A 20,582-nucleotide genomic window follows, 5' to 3' on the forward strand; every position below is an offset into this window, starting at 1 on the left:
ATGCTTTTATCAAAATCTTTTATTCCAATTTTAAAAAATAATCCCTCAGAGGCAAAAATTAAATCTCATCAGTTAATGCTGAGAGTTGGAATGATTAAACAGGCATCAGCAGGTATTTACTCTTGGTTGCCACTTGGCTTTAAAGTTATGAAGAAAATAGAAGCCATTGTAAGACAAGAACAAAATAAGATTGGTGCTCAAGAAATTTTAATGCCAACAATTCAGTCTAGTGAAATTTGGAAAGAAAGTGGAAGATATGATGATTATGGAGAAGAAATGCTCAGAATTAAAGATCGTCAAAATAGAGAAATGCTTTATGGACCTACCAATGAAGAACAAGTAACTGAAATTTTTAGATCATCATTTAAATCTTATAAATCACTACCCCAACTTTTATATCATATACAATGGAAGTTTAGAGATGAGATTAGACCACGATTTGGAATTATGAGAGGTAGAGAATTCTATATGAAAGATGCATACTCATTTGACGTTACAGATGAGGATGCATTTTATTCTTATAATAAATTTTTCTTGTCTTATCTAAGAACTTTTAAAAGATTGTCGTTAACAGCAATCCCTATGGCTGCGGACACAGGACCTATAGGTGGAAATTTATCTCATGAGTTTATAATTTTGGCAGATACTGGTGAGAGTAAAATTTTTACTGATAAACGAATTTTTGATTTGACAAGCGAAGGTACTAATTTAGAAAAATCTTCCTTAGAGCAAATGCGAAAGAAATATGAACAGTTTTATTCAGTGACAGATGAAAAATTTAGTAAAGATGAATTTGAAAAAATGGTTTCAGAAGAAAATAGATTAATAACCAAAGGTATAGAAGTTGGGCATATATTTTATTTTGGTGACAAGTATTCAAAAGCTATGGATGCAGCTGTTGATCTTCCAGGAGGCAAAAAAGATTTTGTTAAGATGGGCTCATATGGAATTGGTGTATCAAGGTTAGTAGGGGCTATTATAGAAGCAAAATATGATGATAAAAATGAAATCATGAAATGGCCATTGTCTGTTGCTCCCTATGACATTGCACTTATTCCTATGATAAATAAAAATGACAATTCTGCCCTGGAAAAAGCTAAAAATATAAATTCTGAATTAATAAAAAATAATATTGAAGCAATTATTGATGATACAGATGAAAACTATTCATCAAAGATTAAAAAAATGAATTTAATCGGAGCTCCATATCAAATTATTATTGGAAAAAAATCAGAGGGCGATCTGTTAGAATTTAAAGAAACTGGTGGTGAAACACAAAATTTAAGTTTAAATAAAATAATAGAAATTATAACAAAACAAAAAGCTTCAAATTGATTTCTACGTTAGAAAAAGAAATTACTTTTAGATTTTTAAAAGCTAGAAAAAAAGATGGCTTTTTAAATGTTATTTCTATTTTTTCCTTTATAGGCATAAGTCTTGGTGTTGCTGTTTTAATAATTGTTATGTCCGTTATGAATGGATTTCGAACAGAATTAATAAATAAGATAGTAGGGTTTAACCCTCATATAACAGTAAAATCTTATGATGATAATGGGATCAGTCGCAATAAATTAGATAACAATAATTTAAAACTTATTACTAAAAATTTGATTTTCAGTAACTCTGGTGAGGCCATTATTTTAAAAAATAATACTTCAAAAGGAATAGTGTTAAGAGGATATCAGGCTAAAGAATTTTCTAATTTAACAATAATTAAAAATGATAAATTCAAAGGTGACAAATCTAAATTAGATAAAAACTCTATATCTATAGGCAACGAACTAAGTTTTAGTATGGGTTTTAAAATTAAAGATAAAATTACTATTTTGTCACCTTCAGGAGTAGAAACTATTATTGGTAGTATGCCAAAACAAAAGACTTTTGAAATAACTTCAATTTTTAATAGTGGATTAGCTGATTTTGATAACAATATAGCTCTTATCAATTTAGATACATTAGATGATTTATTTGGTTTTGATCAAAAAGATAGAAACCTGGAAATATATTTAAAAGATCCTAAAAATATAGAGTCACAAAAACAAATAGTTCAAAAAGTTTTTAACCATGAATTTATTTATACATGGGCTGATATGAATAGCTCTTTGTTTTCAGCATTAAAGGTTGAAAGAAATGTAATGTTTATAATATTATCTTTAATAATTATTGTTGCTGCATTTAATATTATATCTGGATTGACAATTTTAGTTAAAAATAAAACTAAAGATATTGCAATTTTAAAATCAATTGGTGTTTTAAATAAATCAATTATAAAAATTTTTTTTTTAATTGGTATGATAATTGGAACTTCAGCAACTGTTTTTGGAATTTTTTTAGGAGTTACTTTTTCTCTATATATAGAAAATTTTAGGCAATTTTTAAGTTCAACTTTTAATATTAGTTTATTTCCTGAAGAAATTTATTTTTTAAGTACTATGCCCTCAGAAATTAATCCTACGTCCATCTTATTAATCGCAATTTGCTCAATATTAATAACTACTATTGTTTCGATATTTCCTGCATTTAAAGCAGCTAATTTGGATTTAATAAAAGCATTAAAATATGAATAATTTTTTAACATTAAAAAACATTTCTAAAAACTTTAACAATGAAAAGAAAATTAAAGTTTTAAAAAATCTGTCATATGATTTTAGTAAAGGAAAAATGTATGCATTGATGGGTCCTTCAGGATCTGGAAAATCAACATTACTCAATTTAATATCTTTAGTAGACAAACCTACTCTTGGATCAATTAAATTTAATGATGACTTAGTTAATTTTGCAAATAATAAAAAAAACGACATCTTTAGAGCTAAGAATATTGGTATTATTTATCAACAAAATAATTTACTTCCTGATTTTACAGCATTAGAAAATGTTTATTTAGCAAATTTGTCTATAAATAATAATAAAGACCTTGCAATGACAAAAGCAAAAGATTTGTTAAGAAGAATAGGCTTATCAAATAGATTAAATCATTTCCCCTCTCAACTATCTGGTGGTGAGTGCCAACGTGTGGCAATAGCTAGAGCAATTATTAATGATCCAGATATAATCCTTGCTGATGAACCTACTGGAAGTTTAGATTTAAATACTGCAAAAGAAATATTTCAACTTTTAAAAAGCCAAAAAAAACCCAACAGACTTATTATATTTGCAACTCATAATAGATTTTTTGCCAATAAGGCAGATTGCCTTTTGGAGATGATAAATGGTAGTGTAAAAATTATTAATGTCTGAGTCTTCTAACCAAAATTTTAACCATCTAAAAATACATTCTCAATACTCAATTTGTGAAGGTGCTATAAAAATAGATGATTTACAAGATTTTTCAAAATCAAATAAAGTAAGATCATTAGCTCTATGTGATACTTTAAATTTGTGTGGAGCTTTGGAATTTGCTGAAAAAATTTCTAAAGTTGGAACACAGCCGATTATTGGCACTCAAATTAATTTTAAATATGGTGATTGTATTGCTTTATTACCTTTGTTTGCTCTCAATGAGGAGGGCTATAAAAGAATAATCAAGCTATCATCAACTTCATACCTTGAAAATGATGAGCTATCTGATCCGCACGTTGATTTTAATGATTTATTAGATGACAATGCAGGTGTTGCTGTTTTTTCAGGAACTATTTTTGGATTATTTGGTGAACTTTTTAATAAAGGAAAATTTAGTGAAATCTTTGAGTTATATAAAAAATTAAAATTAAACTTTGGTGATCGATTTTATATAGAGGTACAAAGACACAACGATCAGAATGAATTAAGTTTTGAAAAATTTAACTTAACTAAATCTTTAGAATTAGAAATTCCAATAATTGCGACAAATGAAGTTTTTTATTTAGATAAAGATATGCATGAAGCGCATGATGCATTGATATGCATTGGTCATAAAACTTATGTTAATGACAAATCAAGAATAAGACTAAGTAATCAACATTATTATAAAAATAATTCAGAGATGACAGAATTATTTGCAGATTTACCTGAAGCATTAGAAAATAATTACAATTTTCCTTTAAGATGTAATTTTAGACCATTATTTTCAAATCCAATTTTACCAAATATTAGCTCTGAAAAAGGTGGGAAAGCAGAAGATATATTGAAAAAAGACTCTCTACATGGATTAAGAATTAAATTTGATAAAGTTTTCGGTATCAAAGCAAATGATCTTGAAAACAACAAAACATACTTAGATTACAAAGATAGATTGGAACATGAATTATCAATTATAATAGAAATGAAATATTCTAGTTATTTTCTTATTGTATCTGATTATATTAAATGGGCAAAAAACAATGATATTCCTGTTGGCCCTGGTAGAGGATCTGGAGCAGGATCTTTAGTTGCTTGGTGTCTTTCAATTACTGATGTCGATCCAATCAAATTTAATTTAATTTTTGAAAGATTTTTAAATCCTGACCGTATTTCAATGCCAGACTTTGACATAGATTTTTGTGAAGATAAAAGAGATCTCGTTTTTGAATATTTGACAAAAAAATATCCAGATAGTGTCGCTCACATAATTACCTTTGGTAAATTAAAAGCTAGAATGGTTATAAGAGATGTAGGTAGAGTGCTAGGTTTGCCTTATGGTTTTGTTGATAGCATTTCAAAGATGATACCATTTGATCCTTCTAGACCACAAAGCTTATCTCAATGTATTGCTGGCGAACCCAGATTACAAAAACTTGTAAATGAAGATCCTAGAGTAAAAAAATTAACTGACCTTTCATTAAAACTTGAAGGATTAAATCGAAATGTAGCAACCCATGCTGCAGGTGTTGTTATAGCGGATAAAAAACTTACTGAAGTAGTACCCTTATATAAAGATATCTCTGCAGATTTGTTATTACCATCTACTCAATTCGACATGTATTCTGCAGAAAATGCAGGATTAGTAAAATTTGATTTTTTAGGATTAAAAACACTTACCGTTATTAATAATACACAAAAATTGGTTAAAAAAATTGATAAAGATTTTAATATTGAAAATATCAGTTATGAAGATCAAAAAGTATTTGATCTATTATCAAGTGGTAACACCGTTGGATTATTCCAGGTTGAGAGTGCTGGAATGAGAGAAGCATTAGTTCAAATGAAGCCTAATCATATTGAGGATATCATTGCGTTAGTTGCTCTTTATAGACCTGGACCAATGAGCAATATTCCAACCTATAACGATTGCAAACATGGAAGACAAACTCCAGATTATCTTCACCCTTTATTAGAAGACATTTTAAAACCCACATATGGTGTAATCATTTACCAAGAACAAGTTATGCAAATAGCGCAAAAATTGTCTGGTTTTACAGCTGGTCAAGCTGATCTTCTTAGAAGAGCAATGGGAAAAAAGAAAAGAGCAGAATTAGAAAAACAAAAACAAGGTTTCATTGCGGGAGCTCTAAAAAATGGAATAGCAAAAGATGTTGCAGCAGGAATTTTTTTAAAGATTGAACCTTTTGCAGAATATGGTTTTAACAAAAGTCACGCAGCTGCGTACGCCATTATATCTTATCAAACAGCTTTTTTAAAAACTTATTACCCTAGAGAATTTATTGCAGCATCAATGACGATGGATATATCAAATCAAAACAAGTTGAGTGAATTTTATGAAGAACTAAAAAGATTAAATGTTGATATTGTGAGACCTGATATTAATGAGTGTTATGCAGATTTTAAGACAATTGATAATAAATTTTATTATGCTTTAGGTGGGATTAAAGCTGTTGGATATGAAGCTATTTCTAATGTTGTTAAAGAAAGAACTGAGAATGGAAAATTTCAATCTGTAAATGATTTTTTAAATAGAGTTAATCCCAAAGATATGAATAAATTGCAGTTAGAAGGTTTAGTTAAAGCTGGAGCATTTGATAGTATAAATAATAATCGACAATCCCTTTTCGACTCTATACCAAATTTTATTCTTAAAACTAAAAATATATTTGAAAATAAATCTGCAAATCAAATTGATTTATTTTCTGAAGACGAGAACTTAGAAAATAATATCATTAATGAAATAGAAGATTGGAAATTTGAAGAACGTCTATCTAAAGAATTTGAAGCAGTTGGTTTTTTTATTTCAGATCATCCTTTAAATCAATTTACAGAAATTTACGATGATTATAAGATTATTGAATATTCTAATTTTAATTCAAATGATGATGTAAGAGAAGCAAATATTGCTGCAACTTTGTTAAAAGCCCAGGAAAGAAAAACTGCAAAAGGTAATTCTTATGCTGTATTAAAATTAACTGACTTGAGTAGTGTTTTTGAAATATTTATCTTCTCAGATATTTTAGAATTAAACAGAGAGATTTTAAAAGAAGGAAGTTCTTTATTATTAACTTTAGTTAAAAGTATATCAAATGATGAAAATAGATTTAAAAGAATAAATGTACAAAAAATAGGATCTTTGATGGACCTTTTTAACAGTCCAATTAAAGAAGTTTCTTTTGATGTAAATTCTAATGAAAAATTAGATATTATTTCAAAATCTCTTACTGAAGATGGCAAAACTGAGGTTCATTTAAATATTCCTATTGATGATAAAACTTTGAAATTTAAACTCAAAAAAACTAGGAATCTTGACCGAAAATCATTGAATCTTCTAAGAAAAAGTGAAATTTTAAGTGTTATAAACTAAATAAAACTTGTGAATTTCAACAATTATTAGTAAATAAAGCCTAAATTAAATTAACACGCACACAGTTGTTGGTTTTATACCTCCGGTCCTTAATTGGAAATTACTGTGGTGGCTTAACCGGGAATAAAAATGAAAATACCTAACATAACAATACAACAATTATTAGAAGCAGGCGTTCATCTTGGACACAAAACTTTAAGATGGAATCCAAAAATGAAAAAATACATTTTTGGCAAAAGAGACTCAATCCATATTATGGATTTAACTCAAACATTAGAATTAACTAAAGTTGCTTTAGAAAAAATTTACTCAACAATAGCAAATAACGGCAAAATTTTATTTGTTTCAACTAAAAAACAAGCTTCAGAAGCCATTGCTGAAGTTGCTAAAGAAACAGATCAGTATTTTGTAAATTACAGGTGGCTAGGTGGTATGCTTACTAACTGGGGAACCATATCTGGCTCTATAAAAAAAATGAAAAAATATGAAGCTGATTTAGTTGCTGAAAATAGAGGTTTTACAAAAAAAGAACTTCTTAAAATGAGTGTCAAAAAAGATAAACTTGAAAGATCATTAGGTGGAATAGCTGAAATGAAAAAAACTCCTGATTTAGTTTTCATTATTGATACTAATTATGAGTCATTAGCGATTGCAGAGTCTGTAAAATTAGGAATACCAATTATTGCTATTCTTGATAGTAATTCTAATCCAGACAATATTGATTATCCAATACCAGGAAATGACGATGCTCGTAGATCTATAGATCTTTATTGCAATTTAATTAAGGAAACTATTAATAATGCTAAGAGTTCAATTCCAGCTCCTGAACCAAAAAAAGAAACTTCTCAGGAAACTAAAGAAACAGCTCAAGGGAAAACAGTTCAAGAAATTGACAGAGAAAAACTAGAACAAAAATTTTCTAAAGATAAAAAGGAGACTTTAAATTAATATGAGTGATATTGAAAATGTTAAAAAATTAAGAGAAGCAACTGGTGCTGGATTTAAAGATTGCAACCTTGCAATTAAAGAATCGGGTGGTGATATTGATAAAGCAATAGAAATTTTACGAGTAAAAGGAATTTCAAAAGCTTCAAAAAAAATGTCTAGAGACGCTAAAGAAGGAGTTGTTGCTGTGAGTGGTAACGATATCAAAACATCAGTTATCGAGGTTAATTGTGAAACAGACTTTGTTGCTAAAAATGAAGATTTTACAAATTTTGTTAAAGAACTTAGTGATTTAAATAACGAAAATAACTCTAATTTAGATGCTCTTAAAGGTTCTAAAATGCAAAATGGTGAAACTGTAGAAAATAATGTGGTATCTTTAATTGCTAAAATTGGTGAAAAAATTACAATTGGTAAAGCAAAAACAATTGAAAATATAGGAACTGTAAATAATCATTATTTACACACTGTTGTTAAAGATAATATTTCAAAACTAGCTGTAATTGTTTCTTTAGAAACAAAAGATAATTCTGATGTTATCAAAAATTTTGGAAAACAATTATCTATGCATATTGCTGCCTCAAACCCATTGGCACTTACATCTGATTTAATTGATCAATCAGTTATTGATAAAGAGCAGGAATTAGTAACCGAAGAGTTAAAAAATTCAGGAAAACCTGAGGATATTGCAAAAAAAATCAGCTTAGGTAAAATGAGTAAGTTTAAAGAGGAAAATTCTCTTTTAACCCAAGCTTGGGTTATGGAACCCAAAAAGAAAGTTAAAGATATAGTTAAAGAACTTTCAATTGCTGATTTAAAAATAAAAGAATTTTATAGAATAAAGATCGGAGAGTAAATGTTTGACGAAAAGTCATACAGTATCAAAATGGATAAAGCCATAGAGGTTTTTTCAAAAGAGCTATCGTCACTGAGAACTGGTAGGGCTAACGCTGCAATGCTAGATCTAGTAAAAGTTGATGTATACGGTCAGCAAATGCCTATAAATCAAGTTGGAAGCATAACTACACCCGAACCTAGAATGATCAATATTCAGATCTGGGATACTAACAATGTTCCTCTAGTTGATGCTGCAATTAAAAAATCAGATTTAGGATTAAATCCACAAATAGACGGACAATTAATTAGACTTCCAGTTCCAGAGCTAAATGAAGAAAGAAGAACTGAATTAAAAAAACTGATAAAATCAATTGGTGAAAAGTGTAAAGTTTCAATTAGAAATATTAGAAGAGAGGCAAATGAGGAATTAAAAAAAACTCTAAAAGCAAAAGAAATTGGTGAAGATGAGGAAAAATCAGCTGAAAAAAATGTTCAAATAATTACAGATGATCACATCAAGATAGTTGATGAAAAGGTTTCTTTAAAAGAAAAAGAAATAATGACTATATAAAATGAACCCACTTAATCACGTCGCCATTATAATGGACGGTAATGGAAGGTGGGGCCTTAAATATAAAAGTTCTAGAAACGAAGGACATAAAGCTGGCCTTAATACAGTAGAAAAGATTATCAAAGAATCTATTAAACAAAAAATTAATTTTCTTACACTTTATGCGTTTTCTACAGAAAATTGGAATAGACCTAAAAAAGAAATAGATTATTTATTTAATTTACTTGAATATTTTCTTTCTCAAAAAATAGATGATTTACATAAAAAAGATATTAAACTAAATATAATTGGGATTAAAAATTTCTCAAAAAAATTAAATAAGCTTTTAAATTTTTCAGAACAAAAAACGTCAAAAAACACAACTCTTCAAATTAATCTTGCGTTAAATTATGGTTCAAAATTTGAAATTCTTGATTCAGTAAAAAAAATGAAAAGAAACAACGACAAAATAAATGAAAAAAATTTATCAAAGTATCTACAGACAAAAAATATACCAGATCCAGAAATATTAATCAGAACTGGAAATACTAAGAGATTAAGTAACTTTCTATTATGGCAATTAGCTTATTCAGAAATTTTTTTTGAAAAAAAATTATGGCCTGACTTTAATGAAAAAGATTACATTAGAATAATTAAAAAATTCAAAAAAATTAAGAGAAATTTTGGTAATATTTGATGTCACGAAATTTATTAAGAAGAATTATTACATCAATTATTTTATTATCATTGTTGTTTTTTATTAATTTTAGTCATCAATATATTTTTATTTTATCAATTTTAACGTTAGGTATAATTATTTGTATTGAGTTTAATAAATTATTTTTAAAATTACTAATCACAAAAAAAAATAAAAATAACTATTTTAAGAGATTTGATGCTAAGTTTCTGATCTTAAACATAGCTACCTTTTGTTATATTTTTTTTATATTTTGTAATTTTTCTTACGAGATTCATGAATCTGAAAGTCCTATTTTTTTTATATATATAATTAGTATTTGTTTTTTTACAGACATAGGCGGTTATGTCTTTGGCAAAATTATAGGAGGTAAAAAATTATCAAAAATAAGTCCCAATAAAACAATATCAGGTACTATTGGTTCATTTTTATTATCAATTATTCCATTGATATGGGCTTTGAATTTTAATTATTTAGAACTAGAATTTAACTTAAGAAATATTTTATTCTGCTTACTTATTTCTTTAATTAGTCAATTAGGAGATTTGTTTATTTCTTTACTAAAAAGAAAAGCAAAAATTAAAGATACTGGCAATTTATTACCTGGTCATGGTGGAGTTCTGGATAGAGTGGACGGAATTATTTTTGCAGTGCCATTTTCTTATTTTTTAATAAAGTTGATTTAAATGAAAAAAAAAATAGCAATACTTGGATCTACTGGTTCAATCGGCAAAACATTAATTGAAATAATCAAAAAAGATAAAAAAAATTTTGATATTATATTGCTTACAGCTAATAGGGACTATAAGGAATTAATTAAACAAGCAAAAATTTTAGATGTAAAAAATTTAATTATAATAAATAAAAAATCATACGAGAAATTAAAAAAAAAGAAATTAAGTAAAATTAATATCTTCAATAATTACAATTCATTTAATAAAATTTTTAAAAAGAAAATTGATTATGTTATGAGTTCTATTTCAGGAATTAATGGACTTGAACCTACAGTTAAAATTATTAAACATACAAAAAAAATAGCAATTGCAAATAAAGAGTCTATTATTTGCGGGTGGCATCTCATTAAGAAAGAATTTAAAAGATTTAAAACAACTTTTGTTCCAGTTGACTCAGAGCATTTCTCAATTTTTTATGCATTACAAGGAAATAAAATTTCAAATATCGAAAAAATATATTTAACTGCTTCCGGTGGACCATTAAATAATATTTCTAAAAAAAAATTTAAAAATGTTAAGATATCTCAAGCTATTAAACATCCAAATTGGAAGATGGGAAAAAAAATATCAGTAGATTCGGCAACAATGATGAACAAAGTCTTTGAAATAATCGAGGCAAAAAAAATATTTGATTTAAACTATGATCAACTAGCTATATTAGTTCATCCCGCATCATATGTTCATGCCATTATAAAATTTAAAGATGGAATGATTAAGATCATTGCTCACGATACAAATATGAGAATCCCAATATTCAATTCATTATATGATAACCAGCATAATGACATTAAAACAGATCAAATAAATATTAATAAATTAAACTTTCTTAATTTTAAAAAAGTCGACACAAATAAATTTCCCTCAATTAATATTATAAAGTGGCTTAAAAATAGAGAATCTCTTGCGGAAACAATTATTGTTCTAGCAAATGATGAGTTAGTAAATCTTTTTTTGTTAAAAAAGCTTAAATTTACTGATATAAATGATTTCCTTCAAAAATTAATTAATATGAAAGATATTAAAAATTTAAGTCAGAAAAAATCAGGTGATATTAACGCTATAGTTTCTTTAAAAAACTTTATTAGAATAAAAATAAATCAAATAATAAAATAAATAATATGAAATCTATTATAAATTTTTTTAAATCATTCTTTTTTATTTTTTTTTTCTTTCAAGCTATGCGCATTCTAGCGTTTTAAACAAAATCGAAATAATTGGAAATGATCGTATCTCAGATGAAACTATAAAATTATTTATTTCTGTTAATATAGATGATGAGATAGGTGATCTTAATCTAAATAAAATTTTAAAAGACCTTTACGAAACTAATTTCTTTGAGAATATAAATGTTAGTTTAGAAAAAGAGACATTAGTTATTAATGTAGTAGAAAATCCTATAATTGAAAATATTTTCTATAAAGGTGTCAAAAGTAATAATTTGCTTAATAAAATTAAAAATGATTCATCTATTAAATCAAGGTCATCTTTTAATGAAAATTTAATTAAAAAAGAAAAAAAAAAATTGAAAATATTCTAAAGAATTTAGGGTATTATAATTCTAAATTAGATATTTTTGCTGAAAAAACAAAAAATAATCTTGTCAACTTAACTTATGAAATTAAATTAGGAGATAAGTCTAAAATTAAAAGCATAACCTTTATAGGCGATAAAGTTTTTAAAGATAAGAAGCTTCGTAGAATTATAACTAGTTCAGAATATAAATTTTGGAAATTTATATCTGGAAGAAAATACTTAAACGAAAACTCAGTATTACTTGACCAAAGACTTTTAAAAAATTTTTACATGAATAATGGTTATTACAATGTAAAAATTAATTCTTCATTTGCTAAATTAATTGATCAAAATAAATTTGAATTGATTTTTAATATTGACTCTGGTCCTAAATTTTTTTTTAATGATTTAGAATTATCTATTCCACCTGATTTTAATGAAGATAATTTTATTCCCATAAAAAAACTTTTTAAAAAAACAAAAGGCAAACTATACTCAATTAATACTATTGATAAAATTCTTGAAGAAATTGACTCTATTACAACATTAGAACAGTATAAGTTTATAAAAGCTAATGTTCTTGAAAGTTTAGATAAAAATTTTATTAATCTTGAATTTATTGTTGAAGAGGGAGAAAAATTTTATGTTGAAAGAATAAACATACTTGGAAATACTGTTACAGCTGAGTCTGTTATCCGTAACCAATTATTACTTGATGAAGGTGATCCTTTTAGTGAGATTTTGATTAACAAATCTATTAATCAAATAAAGAGTCTAAATTTTTTTAAAAAAGTTGACTCTAAAATTGAGGATAATTTAGATACTAATACAAAATCTATTAATATTAGGGTTGAAGAAAAGCCTACTGGTGAAATTTATGCTGCTGCTGGTGCTGGGACATCTGGTGCTTCTTTTGGTTTTGGTGTTAAAGAGAATAATTTTCTTGGGAATGGTATTAGCTTGGATACAAATATGATGATTTCAGCAGATGAATTTAAAGGTAAATTTTCTATAACAAATCCAAATTTTCTTAATTCAGATAAATCAATTTTTATTTCTGCTGAAGCTACTGAAACAGATAATTATTCAAGATTTGGTTACAAGACAAATAAAACAGGTATTAGTTTAGGTACTAATTTTGAATTATTAAATGATTTTTACTTAGGCTTAAATACTTCTAATTTTTATGAAACAATAGAAACAAATAATAGTGCATCAGCTCAACAACAGGCTCAAGAAGGTAATTACTGGGACTCATTTATCAATATAAACATGAATTATGACAAACGTAATCAAAAATTTCAAACAAGTTCAGGTTTTAAATCCTATTATTCATTGAACTTACCAGTGATAAGTGACACTAACACAATAAAAAACTTTTATAATTATTCTCATTACTTTGCTTTTTTTGATAAAAATTTTTCCTCAATTTCAGTTTATCTTCAATCAGCTAATTCTATAAATAATAAAGATATAAAATTATCAGAGAGAATAAACATACCTTCAAGCCGACTTAGAGGTTTTGAGGCAGGTAGAGTTGGTCCAAAAGATGGTGATGATTATGTTGGTGGAAACTATGCATATTCAGTTAATTTTGCTTCCAATGTGCCTCAATTATTTGAAGATTCTCAAAATTTAGATTTTTTAATATTTGCTGACGCTGCTGATATCTGGGGTGTTGATTATAATTCATCAATTGATGGAGAGGGCATAAGATCTTCTGTTGGATTTGGCTTAGATTGGATGAGTCCTATTGGTCCAATGAATTTCACCTTAGCATACCCTATTACTAAGAAAACAGGTGATAAAACAGAGTCTTTTAGATTCAACTTAGGTACTACTTTTTAATTAATATGTTAAAAAAAATTCTATTAATCTTCATCTTTTTATCTTTAACTATTAATGTACTTAAAGCTGAAGAAAAAGTTTCCTACATAGACATTGATTATGTCTTAACTAATACTATAGCAGGCAAACAACTTTTAAATAATCTTAAAAAAGAAGAAGAATTGAAAATTAAAAAATTTAAATTAAATGATGATAATTTTAAAAATGAAGAAAAAAAAATTTTAGCAAAAAAAAATCTTATTTCAAAAGAAGATATAAACAAAGAGTTAAAATTACTAAAGATTGAATTTGATAATTATAGAAAAGAAAAAACAAATGAAATTGAAAAATTTAAAAATAAGAGAAACAAAAACATAATAAATTTTTTAAATTTAATAAATCCAATAATTGAAAAATATATGGCTGATAATTCAATTTATATGCTAATAGATAAAAAAAATGTTTTTATTGCAAGCAAAGACTTTGACATAACAAATAATTTAATTGAACTTATTAATAATAAAATTAAAATTGTTGAGATTAAATAAATGATAAATTTAAATAAAAAAGAAATTGAAAGTTTATTACCTCATAGAGACCCAATGTTGTTAATAGATGAGCTTCAAGATATCAAAAAACTAACATCTGCAATTGGTATAGTTAATGTTAAAAAAGATAGTTTTTTTGTTCAAGGTCACTTTCCTGGTCAACCTGTAATGCCGGGCGTTCTGATAGTCGAAGCATTTGGTCAAACAGCTGCTGCGCTTACAGCGCATGGTATAGATAAATCTACATATGAGAACAAACTTGTTTTTCTCATGGGTGTTGAAAAAGCACGATTTAGAGTCCCAGTAATTCCAGATTGTAAACTTTTACTAAAGATTGAAGCGATAAGATCCCATGGAAGAGTCTGGAAATACAAAGGTGAAGCTTTTGTTGATAGTAAAAAAATGGCTGACGCAATTTGGTCAGCTACAATTGTTGACAAGAAATAAATAGCAATAATTATTGATAACCGAAACTATGTTGCTTTGTTAAAAGCAAATATGAATAATCCTTTTTTCAATAATAATGGACCTTTTAAATTAAGAGATATTTTAAATGACCTTAGTCTTGAAAATGATCAAAATAATCAAGATCAAAGTATAATTGATATTAAAGATTTACAAAATTCAAAATCAAACGAAATTACTTTCTTTCATTCTAAGAAATATAAAACAGCCGCCAATAACACTAAAGCTTCTTACTGTATAACAACTAAAAATTTACAAAATGAATTACCAAAAAGTTGTATACCTATAATTGTTGATAATGTTTTAGTTTCAACCTCTATGGTAACTGCTAAATTTTATCCAGACTCTATATATGATGATTATGATAACACTGTTGAAGAAATTAATAAAACTAAATTTAATGATAAAGTTGAATTTGGTAGAAATGTATTACTTGGCAAAAATGTATCAATTGGCTTTAATTGTAAGATTGGTCATAACACCATCATTGAAAAAAATGTTATAATTGAAAATAATTGTTCTATTGGATCAAATATTATTATTAGAAATACTTTTATAAGAAATAATGTAAGAATTTTAGATAACTGCGTTATTGGAAAACATGGGTTTGGGTTTTTTCCAAATGATAATAAGAATTTACGATACCCTCATATGGGAATTGTTTTAATTGAAGATGATTGTGAGATTGGATGTGGCTCTACTATTGATAGAGGATCAATGTCTAACACTACTATAGGCAAAAATACTTATTTAGATAATCAAATTCATATTGCTCACAATGTAAGAATTGGAGAAAATTCAATTATTGCTGGTCAAGTAGGAATTGCTGGTAGTTCAATAATTGGCAATAATGTAAAAATTGGTGGTCAAGCAGGGATTTCAGGACATTTAAAAATTGGCAATAATGTTGAAATAGCTGGTGGATCAGGTGTTATTAAAGATATACCAGATAATTCAAAGGTTATGGGATATCCTGCTAAAAATATTAGGCAATTCTTGAAGGAAAATAGATGATTCATAAAACTGCAATTATTGACCCTAAGGCAAAAATTTCTTCAAATGTAAAAATCGGAGCATATTCAATAATTGGACCAAATGTTGAAATTGCTGAAAACTCAGAAATACAATCCCATGTTAGTATTGTTGGAAATACTAAAATTGGCAAAAATAATAAAATATATCCTTTTTCATCTATTGGTAATAATCCGCAAGATTTAAAATTTAATGGTGAAAAGACTAATTTGGAAATAGGTGACAACAATAAGATTAGAGAATATGTTACTATCAACCCTGGAACAAGTGGGGGTGGTGGGTTGACTAAGATTGGAAATAACTGTCTTTTTATGGTTTCATCACATATCGCACATGATTGCATTGTTGGAAATAACGTAATATTAGCTAACAATGTTCCGCTAGGTGGACATGCGGAAATTGAAGATAATGTTATTATTGGGGGAAATTCTGCAGTTCAACAATTTACTAGAGTTGGTAAATTTGCAATGATTGGTGGGATGTGTGGTGTTGTAAGGGATATCATACCTTACGGTATTGCTCATGGTAATAGAAGTATTTTACAGGGATTAAATCTTATTGGACTTAGAAGAAAAAACATTCCAAACAAAGAAATAATGACTTTAAGTAATGCTTATAAGGAAATATTCAAAAATGAAAATTTAACTGACAATTTAAATAATTTAAGTAAGGATTTTAAAAATAGCGATTTAGTTATGGATGTAGTAAATTTTTTAGAGAAGGACAAAAAAAGACCAATCTGCACTCCTTATTCAAAATAAAATGATTGGATTATTTTTAGGTGACACTGATTTTTCAGAAATCATTCTAAAAAAAATTATAAAATTAAAAAAAAAATATTTTATAATAGATTTTTCAAAAAATAATAAATTTAGAAAAAATAAAAATTCAAATCGAATAAGTATTGGTAAATTTGGAGAAATAATAAATTTAATTAAAGAAAAAAAATCGAATAAAGTTTTGTTTGCAGGAAAAATTGCTAAACCTAAATTTTCAACACTTAGACTTGATCTTAAAGGTATATATTATATGCCAAGTGTTATTAAGGCTTCCAAATCAGGAGATGCAGCCATTATAAAAGCAATTATTAAGATACTTGAAAGAGAAAAAATAAAAGTTATTAGTTCTATTTTTTATAATCCAGAATTGTCTTTAAAAACAAAAAATTACACAAAACTAAAACCAACTTTTAAAGATATGAAATCTATAAAAAAAGGAGTTATTTATTTTAATAAATTAAATAGTCTTGATCATATTCAGGCATTAGTTGTTAATGATGAAAAAGTTATAGCCATAGAAGGTAATCAAGGAACCAAAATAATGTTATCAAAATTAAAAAAAAGATCTGATGGCATACTGATTAAATTACCTAAGAAAAAACAAGATTTACGAATGGACTTACCGACAATTGGCCTTAGTACATTAAAAGACTGTAAGAAATATGACTTAAAAGGTATTGTTTTAAAATCAAAGAAAAATATTTTCTTAGATAAAGATAAATGCATAAAATTTGCTGATAAAAACAAGATTTTTATTAAGATTATATGAAGAAAGTTTTTATTTTAACGGGTGAGCCTTCAGGAGACAAATTAGCTTCAACAGTTATTTCTAAGTTAATGATGCAAAACCCTAATGTTGAATATTTATCAGTCGGCGGATCGCATATTAAAAAACTTGGTATTCAGTCAATTTTTAATCTTAAAGAGATTACTTATCTAGGATTTACTAGCGTAATACTAAACATTTTTAAAATAAGAAACAGGATCAACAAAACTGTCGATGAAATAATAAAATTTAATCCTGACATATTGTTTAGCGTTGATAGCCCAGATTTTACTTTAAGAGTTGCAGAAAGAGTTAAAAAAAAGAACAAAAATATAAAAACAATTCATTATGTTGCTCCTCAAGTGTGGGTTTGGAGAAAAAATAGAGTAAAAAAAATTAAACAATTCATTGACCATATACTTTTATTATTTAATTTTGAAAAAAAATATTTTGATCAGGAAAATATCAAAAACACATTTGTTGGACACCCATTAATTGAAAAAAATGAAAATGTTAAGACAATTTTAAATGATTTGTTGCCCAATGATAAGAAAATTATATCAATTTTTCCTGGTAGTCGTAAGTCTGAAACAAATGTTCTTCTACCCATATTGCTAGATTTTATTAAATTGATGAACGATAAAGAAAATATTTATTCTTTTGTTTTTCATGCGACAGATGACAATAAAGATTACATTTTTAATCAAGTTAAAAATTCTGGTTTAGATAAAATTGATGTTGTTTCTGATGAAAATATTAAATCTCAAATTTTATCTAATTCTATATTTGCAGTTTCTAAATCAGGAACTGTCTCTTTGCAAATAGCAAGTTCAAATACTCCTTCAATAATAATATATAAATTAAATTTTCTAAACTTTATGATTTTTAAATTATTAGTTAATGTCAAATTTGCTAATATTATTAATATAATAAACAACAAAGAAGTAATTCCAGAATTATTACAAAATGAATGCAATGCTGAAGAAATTTTTAATACAGTTATTTATTTTTTAAAAAATCCTAATTTAATAGAAAAACAATTGAGTGATTGTAATAAAACCTTAGAGGGTATTAAATCTAGTACGTCATCTTCAAATGAATCAGCTTCAATCCTAAGCAAGTATCTTGCTTTCTAATCTTTTTTTAACCTCTTCTTTACCTAAAGAAATTACAATATCATAAAGGCCTGGGCCAAATTTAGAACCAGTTAAGACCACTCTTAATGGCTGACCAATTCCTTTAAAATTTGTTTCATATTTTTTTATTAATTCATTTACGATTGGTTCAAGATTTTCTTTACTTAAATTTTCTAAATTTGTTAGCTTATTATTAAATTCATTTATAATTTTTTTTGCCTTTTCATCTACTAATTTTAAATCCTCATTTTCAAATTTTACTTCGTCAAATATTATGTATTTTGCATTATTATAAATATCTTCTAATGTTTTTGCTTTATTTTTGAGAAAGGGCAATGAAGGTTTGATTTTTACCTCTTTTACTAGTTTTATTTTTTCTTTATATATTTCACAATATTCTACTAGATGTTTATACAGTTCTTCTTCATTAATATTTTTTATATAATGCTCATTCATTGATAAAATTCTACTCATATCCAGTTTAGATGGGGATTTTCCAATCCCTTCCAGGTTAAAATGCTCAACACTTTCTTTTAGAGTAAATATTTCCTTATCCTCAAAAGACCAACCTAATCTGAGTAAATAATTCCTTAATGCATCAGGCATTATGCCAATTTTAGAGTAGTCTTCTAATGTTGATGCATTGTCTCTCTTTGATAATTTTTTACCTTCTATTGTATGAATAAGTGGTATGTGTGCAAATTTTGGTAATTCCCAATTCATTGCTAAATAAATTTGCATTTGTTTGAAAGTATTAATTTTATGATCATCTCCTCTAATAATATGTGTCATATTCATTTGGTGATCATCGACTGTAGCAGATAAATTATATGTTGGTGTTCCGTCATTTCTTAAAATTATGAAATCTTCAATTGTACTATTATCTATTTCAACATCACCTTGTACTAAATCTTTTAATATTGTTGATCCTTCTATTTTACTTTTAAATCTTATGACTGGTTTTATATCTTTGGGGGCCTCAGTTTCTGGTACATCTCTCCATTTCCTATTGTAAATATAAGGAAGTTTTTTTTGTCTAGCTCTCTTTTTTTGTTCTTCAATTTCCTCTGTTGAACAATAGCATTTATATGCATTACCATTTTTTAATAGTTCACTTGCAACATTAATGTGGTCTTTAATTTTAGTTGATTGAATATATTCCTCTCCATCATGTTCTATACCAAGCCATTTTAAAGATTTAATAATCTGAATTTTATGCTCATCTTTAGATCTTTCTTTATCAGTATCTTCAATTCTAAGGTGAAAAGTCCCTTTTTGGTTTTTGGAAAATAACCAATTAAAGAGCGCTGTTCTTACACCACCAATATGAAGAGCCCCAGTAGGTGAGGGAGCAAATCTAGTAGCTACATTTGACATCAGAGATGTTTAGACTATTTTTTTAGAAGTTTCTATATAAAGATACTAAAACTCCTTGAACCTTTACTCTATCTGGTCCGAAAATCTTAGTTTCATAGTTTCTATTAGCACTTTCAAGTGCAACTACTTTGCCTTTTTTACGAATTCTTTTAAGCATAGCTTCATGCTCATCAATTAAAGCTACCACAATTTTTCCATTGTCAGCTGTATCAGTCCTTTTTATAATTACAGTGTCGCCTTCATTGATACCAGCTTCTATCATTGAATCTCCCTGAACTTTTAATCCAAAATAATCACCATTTTTTTCTAAATTACTTGGTAAGGGAATTCTCGATACTTCATTTTGTATGGCTTCAACTGGAGTACCAGCAGCTATTTTTCCTAGCACTGGAACTTCCATCTCATCAGAATTAATATTCACCTCATCCAAACCACCTTTAATCACACTTGGCGAGAAACTATTGTAAATATCATTTGCTGAGGCTGTTTCTGGTAACTTAATCACTTCTAAAGCTCTTGCTTTATGAGCTAATCTTTTAATAAATCCTCTTTCTTCTAATGCACTAATCAACCTGTGAATTCCTGATTTAGACTTTAAATTAAGTGATTGTTTCATTTCCTCATAAGAGGGTGAGACACCAGAGCTTCTCAACTTCTTGTTGATAAATAAAAGCAAGTTTTTTTGTTTTTTAGTAAGCATAAGAACAAATATCGTACAAATAATGTTCTAT

General features: G+C 26.7%; 19 protein-coding genes. 17 read left to right on the forward strand and 2 right to left on the reverse strand.

The genetic code is table 11. From position 1 onward, the window contains the following. The 17 genes from proS to lpxB all read left to right on the forward strand — a co-directional run bounded on the left by proS (position 1) and on the right by lpxB (position 18,474). A complete protein-coding gene (proS, locus tag ACIJYC_RS02660; RefSeq protein WP_435167558.1) occupies positions 1-1,335 on the forward strand; it encodes a proline--tRNA ligase in 1,335 nt (444 codons plus the stop codon). After that, positions 1,332-2,567: an FtsX-like permease family protein gene (locus tag ACIJYC_RS02665; RefSeq protein ID WP_435167561.1), complete on the forward strand. Its 1,236-nt coding sequence runs from the start codon at positions 1,332-1,334 to the stop codon at positions 2,565-2,567. Before proS ends, ACIJYC_RS02665 begins: the two co-directional genes overlap by 4 nt. After that, positions 2,560-3,237 carry an ABC transporter ATP-binding protein gene (locus ACIJYC_RS02670; RefSeq protein ID WP_435167564.1) on the forward strand — a complete coding sequence of 226 codons (678 nt, stop codon included), beginning with the start codon at positions 2,560-2,562 and terminating at the stop codon, positions 3,235-3,237. The genes ACIJYC_RS02665 and ACIJYC_RS02670 overlap by 8 nt, the downstream gene beginning before the upstream one ends. Then, a complete protein-coding gene (gene dnaE, locus ACIJYC_RS02675) occupies positions 3,230-6,646 on the forward strand; it encodes a DNA polymerase III subunit alpha (RefSeq protein WP_435167567.1) in 3,417 nt (1,138 codons plus the stop codon). The genes ACIJYC_RS02670 and dnaE overlap by 8 nt, the downstream gene beginning before the upstream one ends. Before the next feature lie 129 nt (positions 6,647-6,775). Continuing rightward, positions 6,776-7,594, forward strand: coding sequence for a 30S ribosomal protein S2 (rpsB, locus tag ACIJYC_RS02680; RefSeq protein WP_435167570.1), 819 nt, complete (start codon positions 6,776-6,778; stop codon positions 7,592-7,594). Between the two features lies 1 nt (position 7,595). Beyond that, a complete protein-coding gene (tsf, locus tag ACIJYC_RS02685; protein ID WP_435167573.1) occupies positions 7,596-8,447 on the forward strand; it encodes a translation elongation factor Ts in 852 nt (283 codons plus the stop codon). Beyond that, positions 8,448-8,999 (forward strand): ribosome recycling factor, encoded by a 552-nt coding sequence (frr, locus tag ACIJYC_RS02690; RefSeq protein ID WP_435167576.1) that lies wholly within the window; start codon positions 8,448-8,450, stop codon positions 8,997-8,999. A 1-nt stretch (position 9,000) separates the two neighbouring features. Beyond that, positions 9,001-9,675 (forward strand): polyprenyl diphosphate synthase, encoded by a 675-nt coding sequence (gene uppS / locus ACIJYC_RS02695; protein ID WP_435167578.1) that lies wholly within the window; start codon positions 9,001-9,003, stop codon positions 9,673-9,675. After that, the gene (locus ACIJYC_RS02700; RefSeq protein ID WP_435167581.1) at positions 9,675-10,361 is read left to right on the forward strand and encodes a phosphatidate cytidylyltransferase; all 687 of its coding nucleotides are present in this window, start codon (positions 9,675-9,677) and stop codon (positions 10,359-10,361) included. Before uppS ends, ACIJYC_RS02700 begins: the two co-directional genes overlap by 1 nt. Continuing rightward, positions 10,362-11,522: a 1-deoxy-D-xylulose-5-phosphate reductoisomerase gene (locus tag ACIJYC_RS02705; RefSeq protein WP_435167584.1), complete on the forward strand. Its 1,161-nt coding sequence runs from the start codon at positions 10,362-10,364 to the stop codon at positions 11,520-11,522. Between the two features lie 456 nt (positions 11,523-11,978). Further along, a complete protein-coding gene (gene bamA / locus ACIJYC_RS02710; protein WP_435168084.1) occupies positions 11,979-13,769 on the forward strand; it encodes an outer membrane protein assembly factor BamA in 1,791 nt (596 codons plus the stop codon). A gap of 5 nt (positions 13,770-13,774) precedes the next feature. Next, a complete protein-coding gene (locus ACIJYC_RS02715) occupies positions 13,775-14,296 on the forward strand; it encodes an OmpH family outer membrane protein (protein WP_435167587.1) in 522 nt (173 codons plus the stop codon). Further along, positions 14,297-14,743 (forward strand): 3-hydroxyacyl-ACP dehydratase FabZ, encoded by a 447-nt coding sequence (gene fabZ, locus ACIJYC_RS02720; protein WP_435167590.1) that lies wholly within the window; start codon positions 14,297-14,299, stop codon positions 14,741-14,743. It abuts the gene before it with no gap. A gap of 51 nt (positions 14,744-14,794) precedes the next feature. Further along, positions 14,795-15,775 carry a UDP-3-O-(3-hydroxymyristoyl)glucosamine N-acyltransferase gene (gene lpxD, locus ACIJYC_RS02725; protein WP_435167593.1) on the forward strand — a complete coding sequence of 327 codons (981 nt, stop codon included), beginning with the start codon at positions 14,795-14,797 and terminating at the stop codon, positions 15,773-15,775. Further along, positions 15,772-16,554, forward strand: coding sequence for an acyl-ACP--UDP-N-acetylglucosamine O-acyltransferase (gene lpxA, locus ACIJYC_RS02730; protein WP_435167596.1), 783 nt, complete (start codon positions 15,772-15,774; stop codon positions 16,552-16,554). Before lpxD ends, lpxA begins: the two co-directional genes overlap by 4 nt. Before the next feature lies 1 nt (position 16,555). Then, the gene (gene lpxI / locus ACIJYC_RS02735) at positions 16,556-17,341 is read left to right on the forward strand and encodes a UDP-2,3-diacylglucosamine diphosphatase LpxI domain-containing protein (RefSeq protein WP_435167599.1); all 786 of its coding nucleotides are present in this window, start codon (positions 16,556-16,558) and stop codon (positions 17,339-17,341) included. After that, positions 17,338-18,474, forward strand: a complete 1,137-nt coding sequence (lpxB, locus tag ACIJYC_RS02740; protein WP_435167602.1) for a lipid-A-disaccharide synthase — start codon at positions 17,338-17,340, stop codon at positions 18,472-18,474. Before lpxI ends, lpxB begins: the two co-directional genes overlap by 4 nt. Here the strand turns inward: lpxB and gltX are convergent. Both gltX and lexA read right to left on the reverse strand, forming a co-directional pair. Continuing rightward, positions 18,451-19,851 carry a glutamate--tRNA ligase gene (gene gltX / locus ACIJYC_RS02745; RefSeq protein WP_435167605.1) on the reverse strand — a complete coding sequence of 467 codons (1,401 nt, stop codon included), beginning with the start codon at positions 19,849-19,851 and terminating at the stop codon, positions 18,451-18,453. The genes lpxB and gltX overlap by 24 nt on opposite strands. 22 nt (positions 19,852-19,873) lie before the next feature. Beyond that, positions 19,874-20,551 carry a transcriptional repressor LexA gene (lexA, locus tag ACIJYC_RS02750; RefSeq protein ID WP_435167608.1) on the reverse strand — a complete coding sequence of 226 codons (678 nt, stop codon included), beginning with the start codon at positions 20,549-20,551 and terminating at the stop codon, positions 19,874-19,876. Positions 20,552-20,582 lie beyond the last annotated feature (31 nt).

Source organism: Candidatus Pelagibacter bacterium nBUS_28, from assembly GCF_051200915.1.
Lineage (GTDB): Bacteria > Pseudomonadota > Alphaproteobacteria > Pelagibacterales > Pelagibacteraceae > Pelagibacter.

What these genes read in the sequence shown, in the direction of transcription:
- proS (WP_435167558.1), top strand. Translation starts at nt 1, where the DNA reads ATGCTTTTATCAAAATCTTTTATTCCAATTTTAAAAAATAATCCCTCA.
- ACIJYC_RS02670 (WP_435167564.1), top strand. Translation starts at nt 2,560, where the DNA reads ATGAATAATTTTTTAACATTAAAAAACATTTCTAAAAACTTTAACAAT.
- dnaE (WP_435167567.1), top strand. Translation starts at nt 3,230, where the DNA reads ATGTCTGAGTCTTCTAACCAAAATTTTAACCATCTAAAAATACATTCT.
- rpsB (WP_435167570.1), top strand. Translation starts at nt 6,776, where the DNA reads ATGAAAATACCTAACATAACAATACAACAATTATTAGAAGCAGGCGTT.
- tsf (WP_435167573.1), top strand. Translation starts at nt 7,596, where the DNA reads ATGAGTGATATTGAAAATGTTAAAAAATTAAGAGAAGCAACTGGTGCT.
- frr (WP_435167576.1), top strand. Translation starts at nt 8,448, where the DNA reads ATGTTTGACGAAAAGTCATACAGTATCAAAATGGATAAAGCCATAGAG.
- uppS (WP_435167578.1), top strand. Translation starts at nt 9,001, where the DNA reads ATGAACCCACTTAATCACGTCGCCATTATAATGGACGGTAATGGAAGG.
- ACIJYC_RS02700 (WP_435167581.1), top strand. Translation starts at nt 9,675, where the DNA reads ATGTCACGAAATTTATTAAGAAGAATTATTACATCAATTATTTTATTA.
- ACIJYC_RS02705 (WP_435167584.1), top strand. Translation starts at nt 10,362, where the DNA reads ATGAAAAAAAAAATAGCAATACTTGGATCTACTGGTTCAATCGGCAAA.
- ACIJYC_RS02715 (WP_435167587.1), top strand. Translation starts at nt 13,775, where the DNA reads ATGTTAAAAAAAATTCTATTAATCTTCATCTTTTTATCTTTAACTATT.
- fabZ (WP_435167590.1), top strand. Translation starts at nt 14,297, where the DNA reads ATGATAAATTTAAATAAAAAAGAAATTGAAAGTTTATTACCTCATAGA.
- lpxD (WP_435167593.1), top strand. Translation starts at nt 14,795, where the DNA reads ATGAATAATCCTTTTTTCAATAATAATGGACCTTTTAAATTAAGAGAT.
- lpxA (WP_435167596.1), top strand. Translation starts at nt 15,772, where the DNA reads ATGATTCATAAAACTGCAATTATTGACCCTAAGGCAAAAATTTCTTCA.
- lpxI (WP_435167599.1), top strand. Translation starts at nt 16,556, where the DNA reads ATGATTGGATTATTTTTAGGTGACACTGATTTTTCAGAAATCATTCTA.
- lpxB (WP_435167602.1), top strand. Translation starts at nt 17,338, where the DNA reads ATGAAGAAAGTTTTTATTTTAACGGGTGAGCCTTCAGGAGACAAATTA.
- gltX (WP_435167605.1), bottom strand. Translation starts at nt 19,851, where the DNA reads ATGTCAAATGTAGCTACTAGATTTGCTCCCTCACCTACTGGGGCTCTT.
- lexA (WP_435167608.1), bottom strand. Translation starts at nt 20,551, where the DNA reads ATGCTTACTAAAAAACAAAAAAACTTGCTTTTATTTATCAACAAGAAG.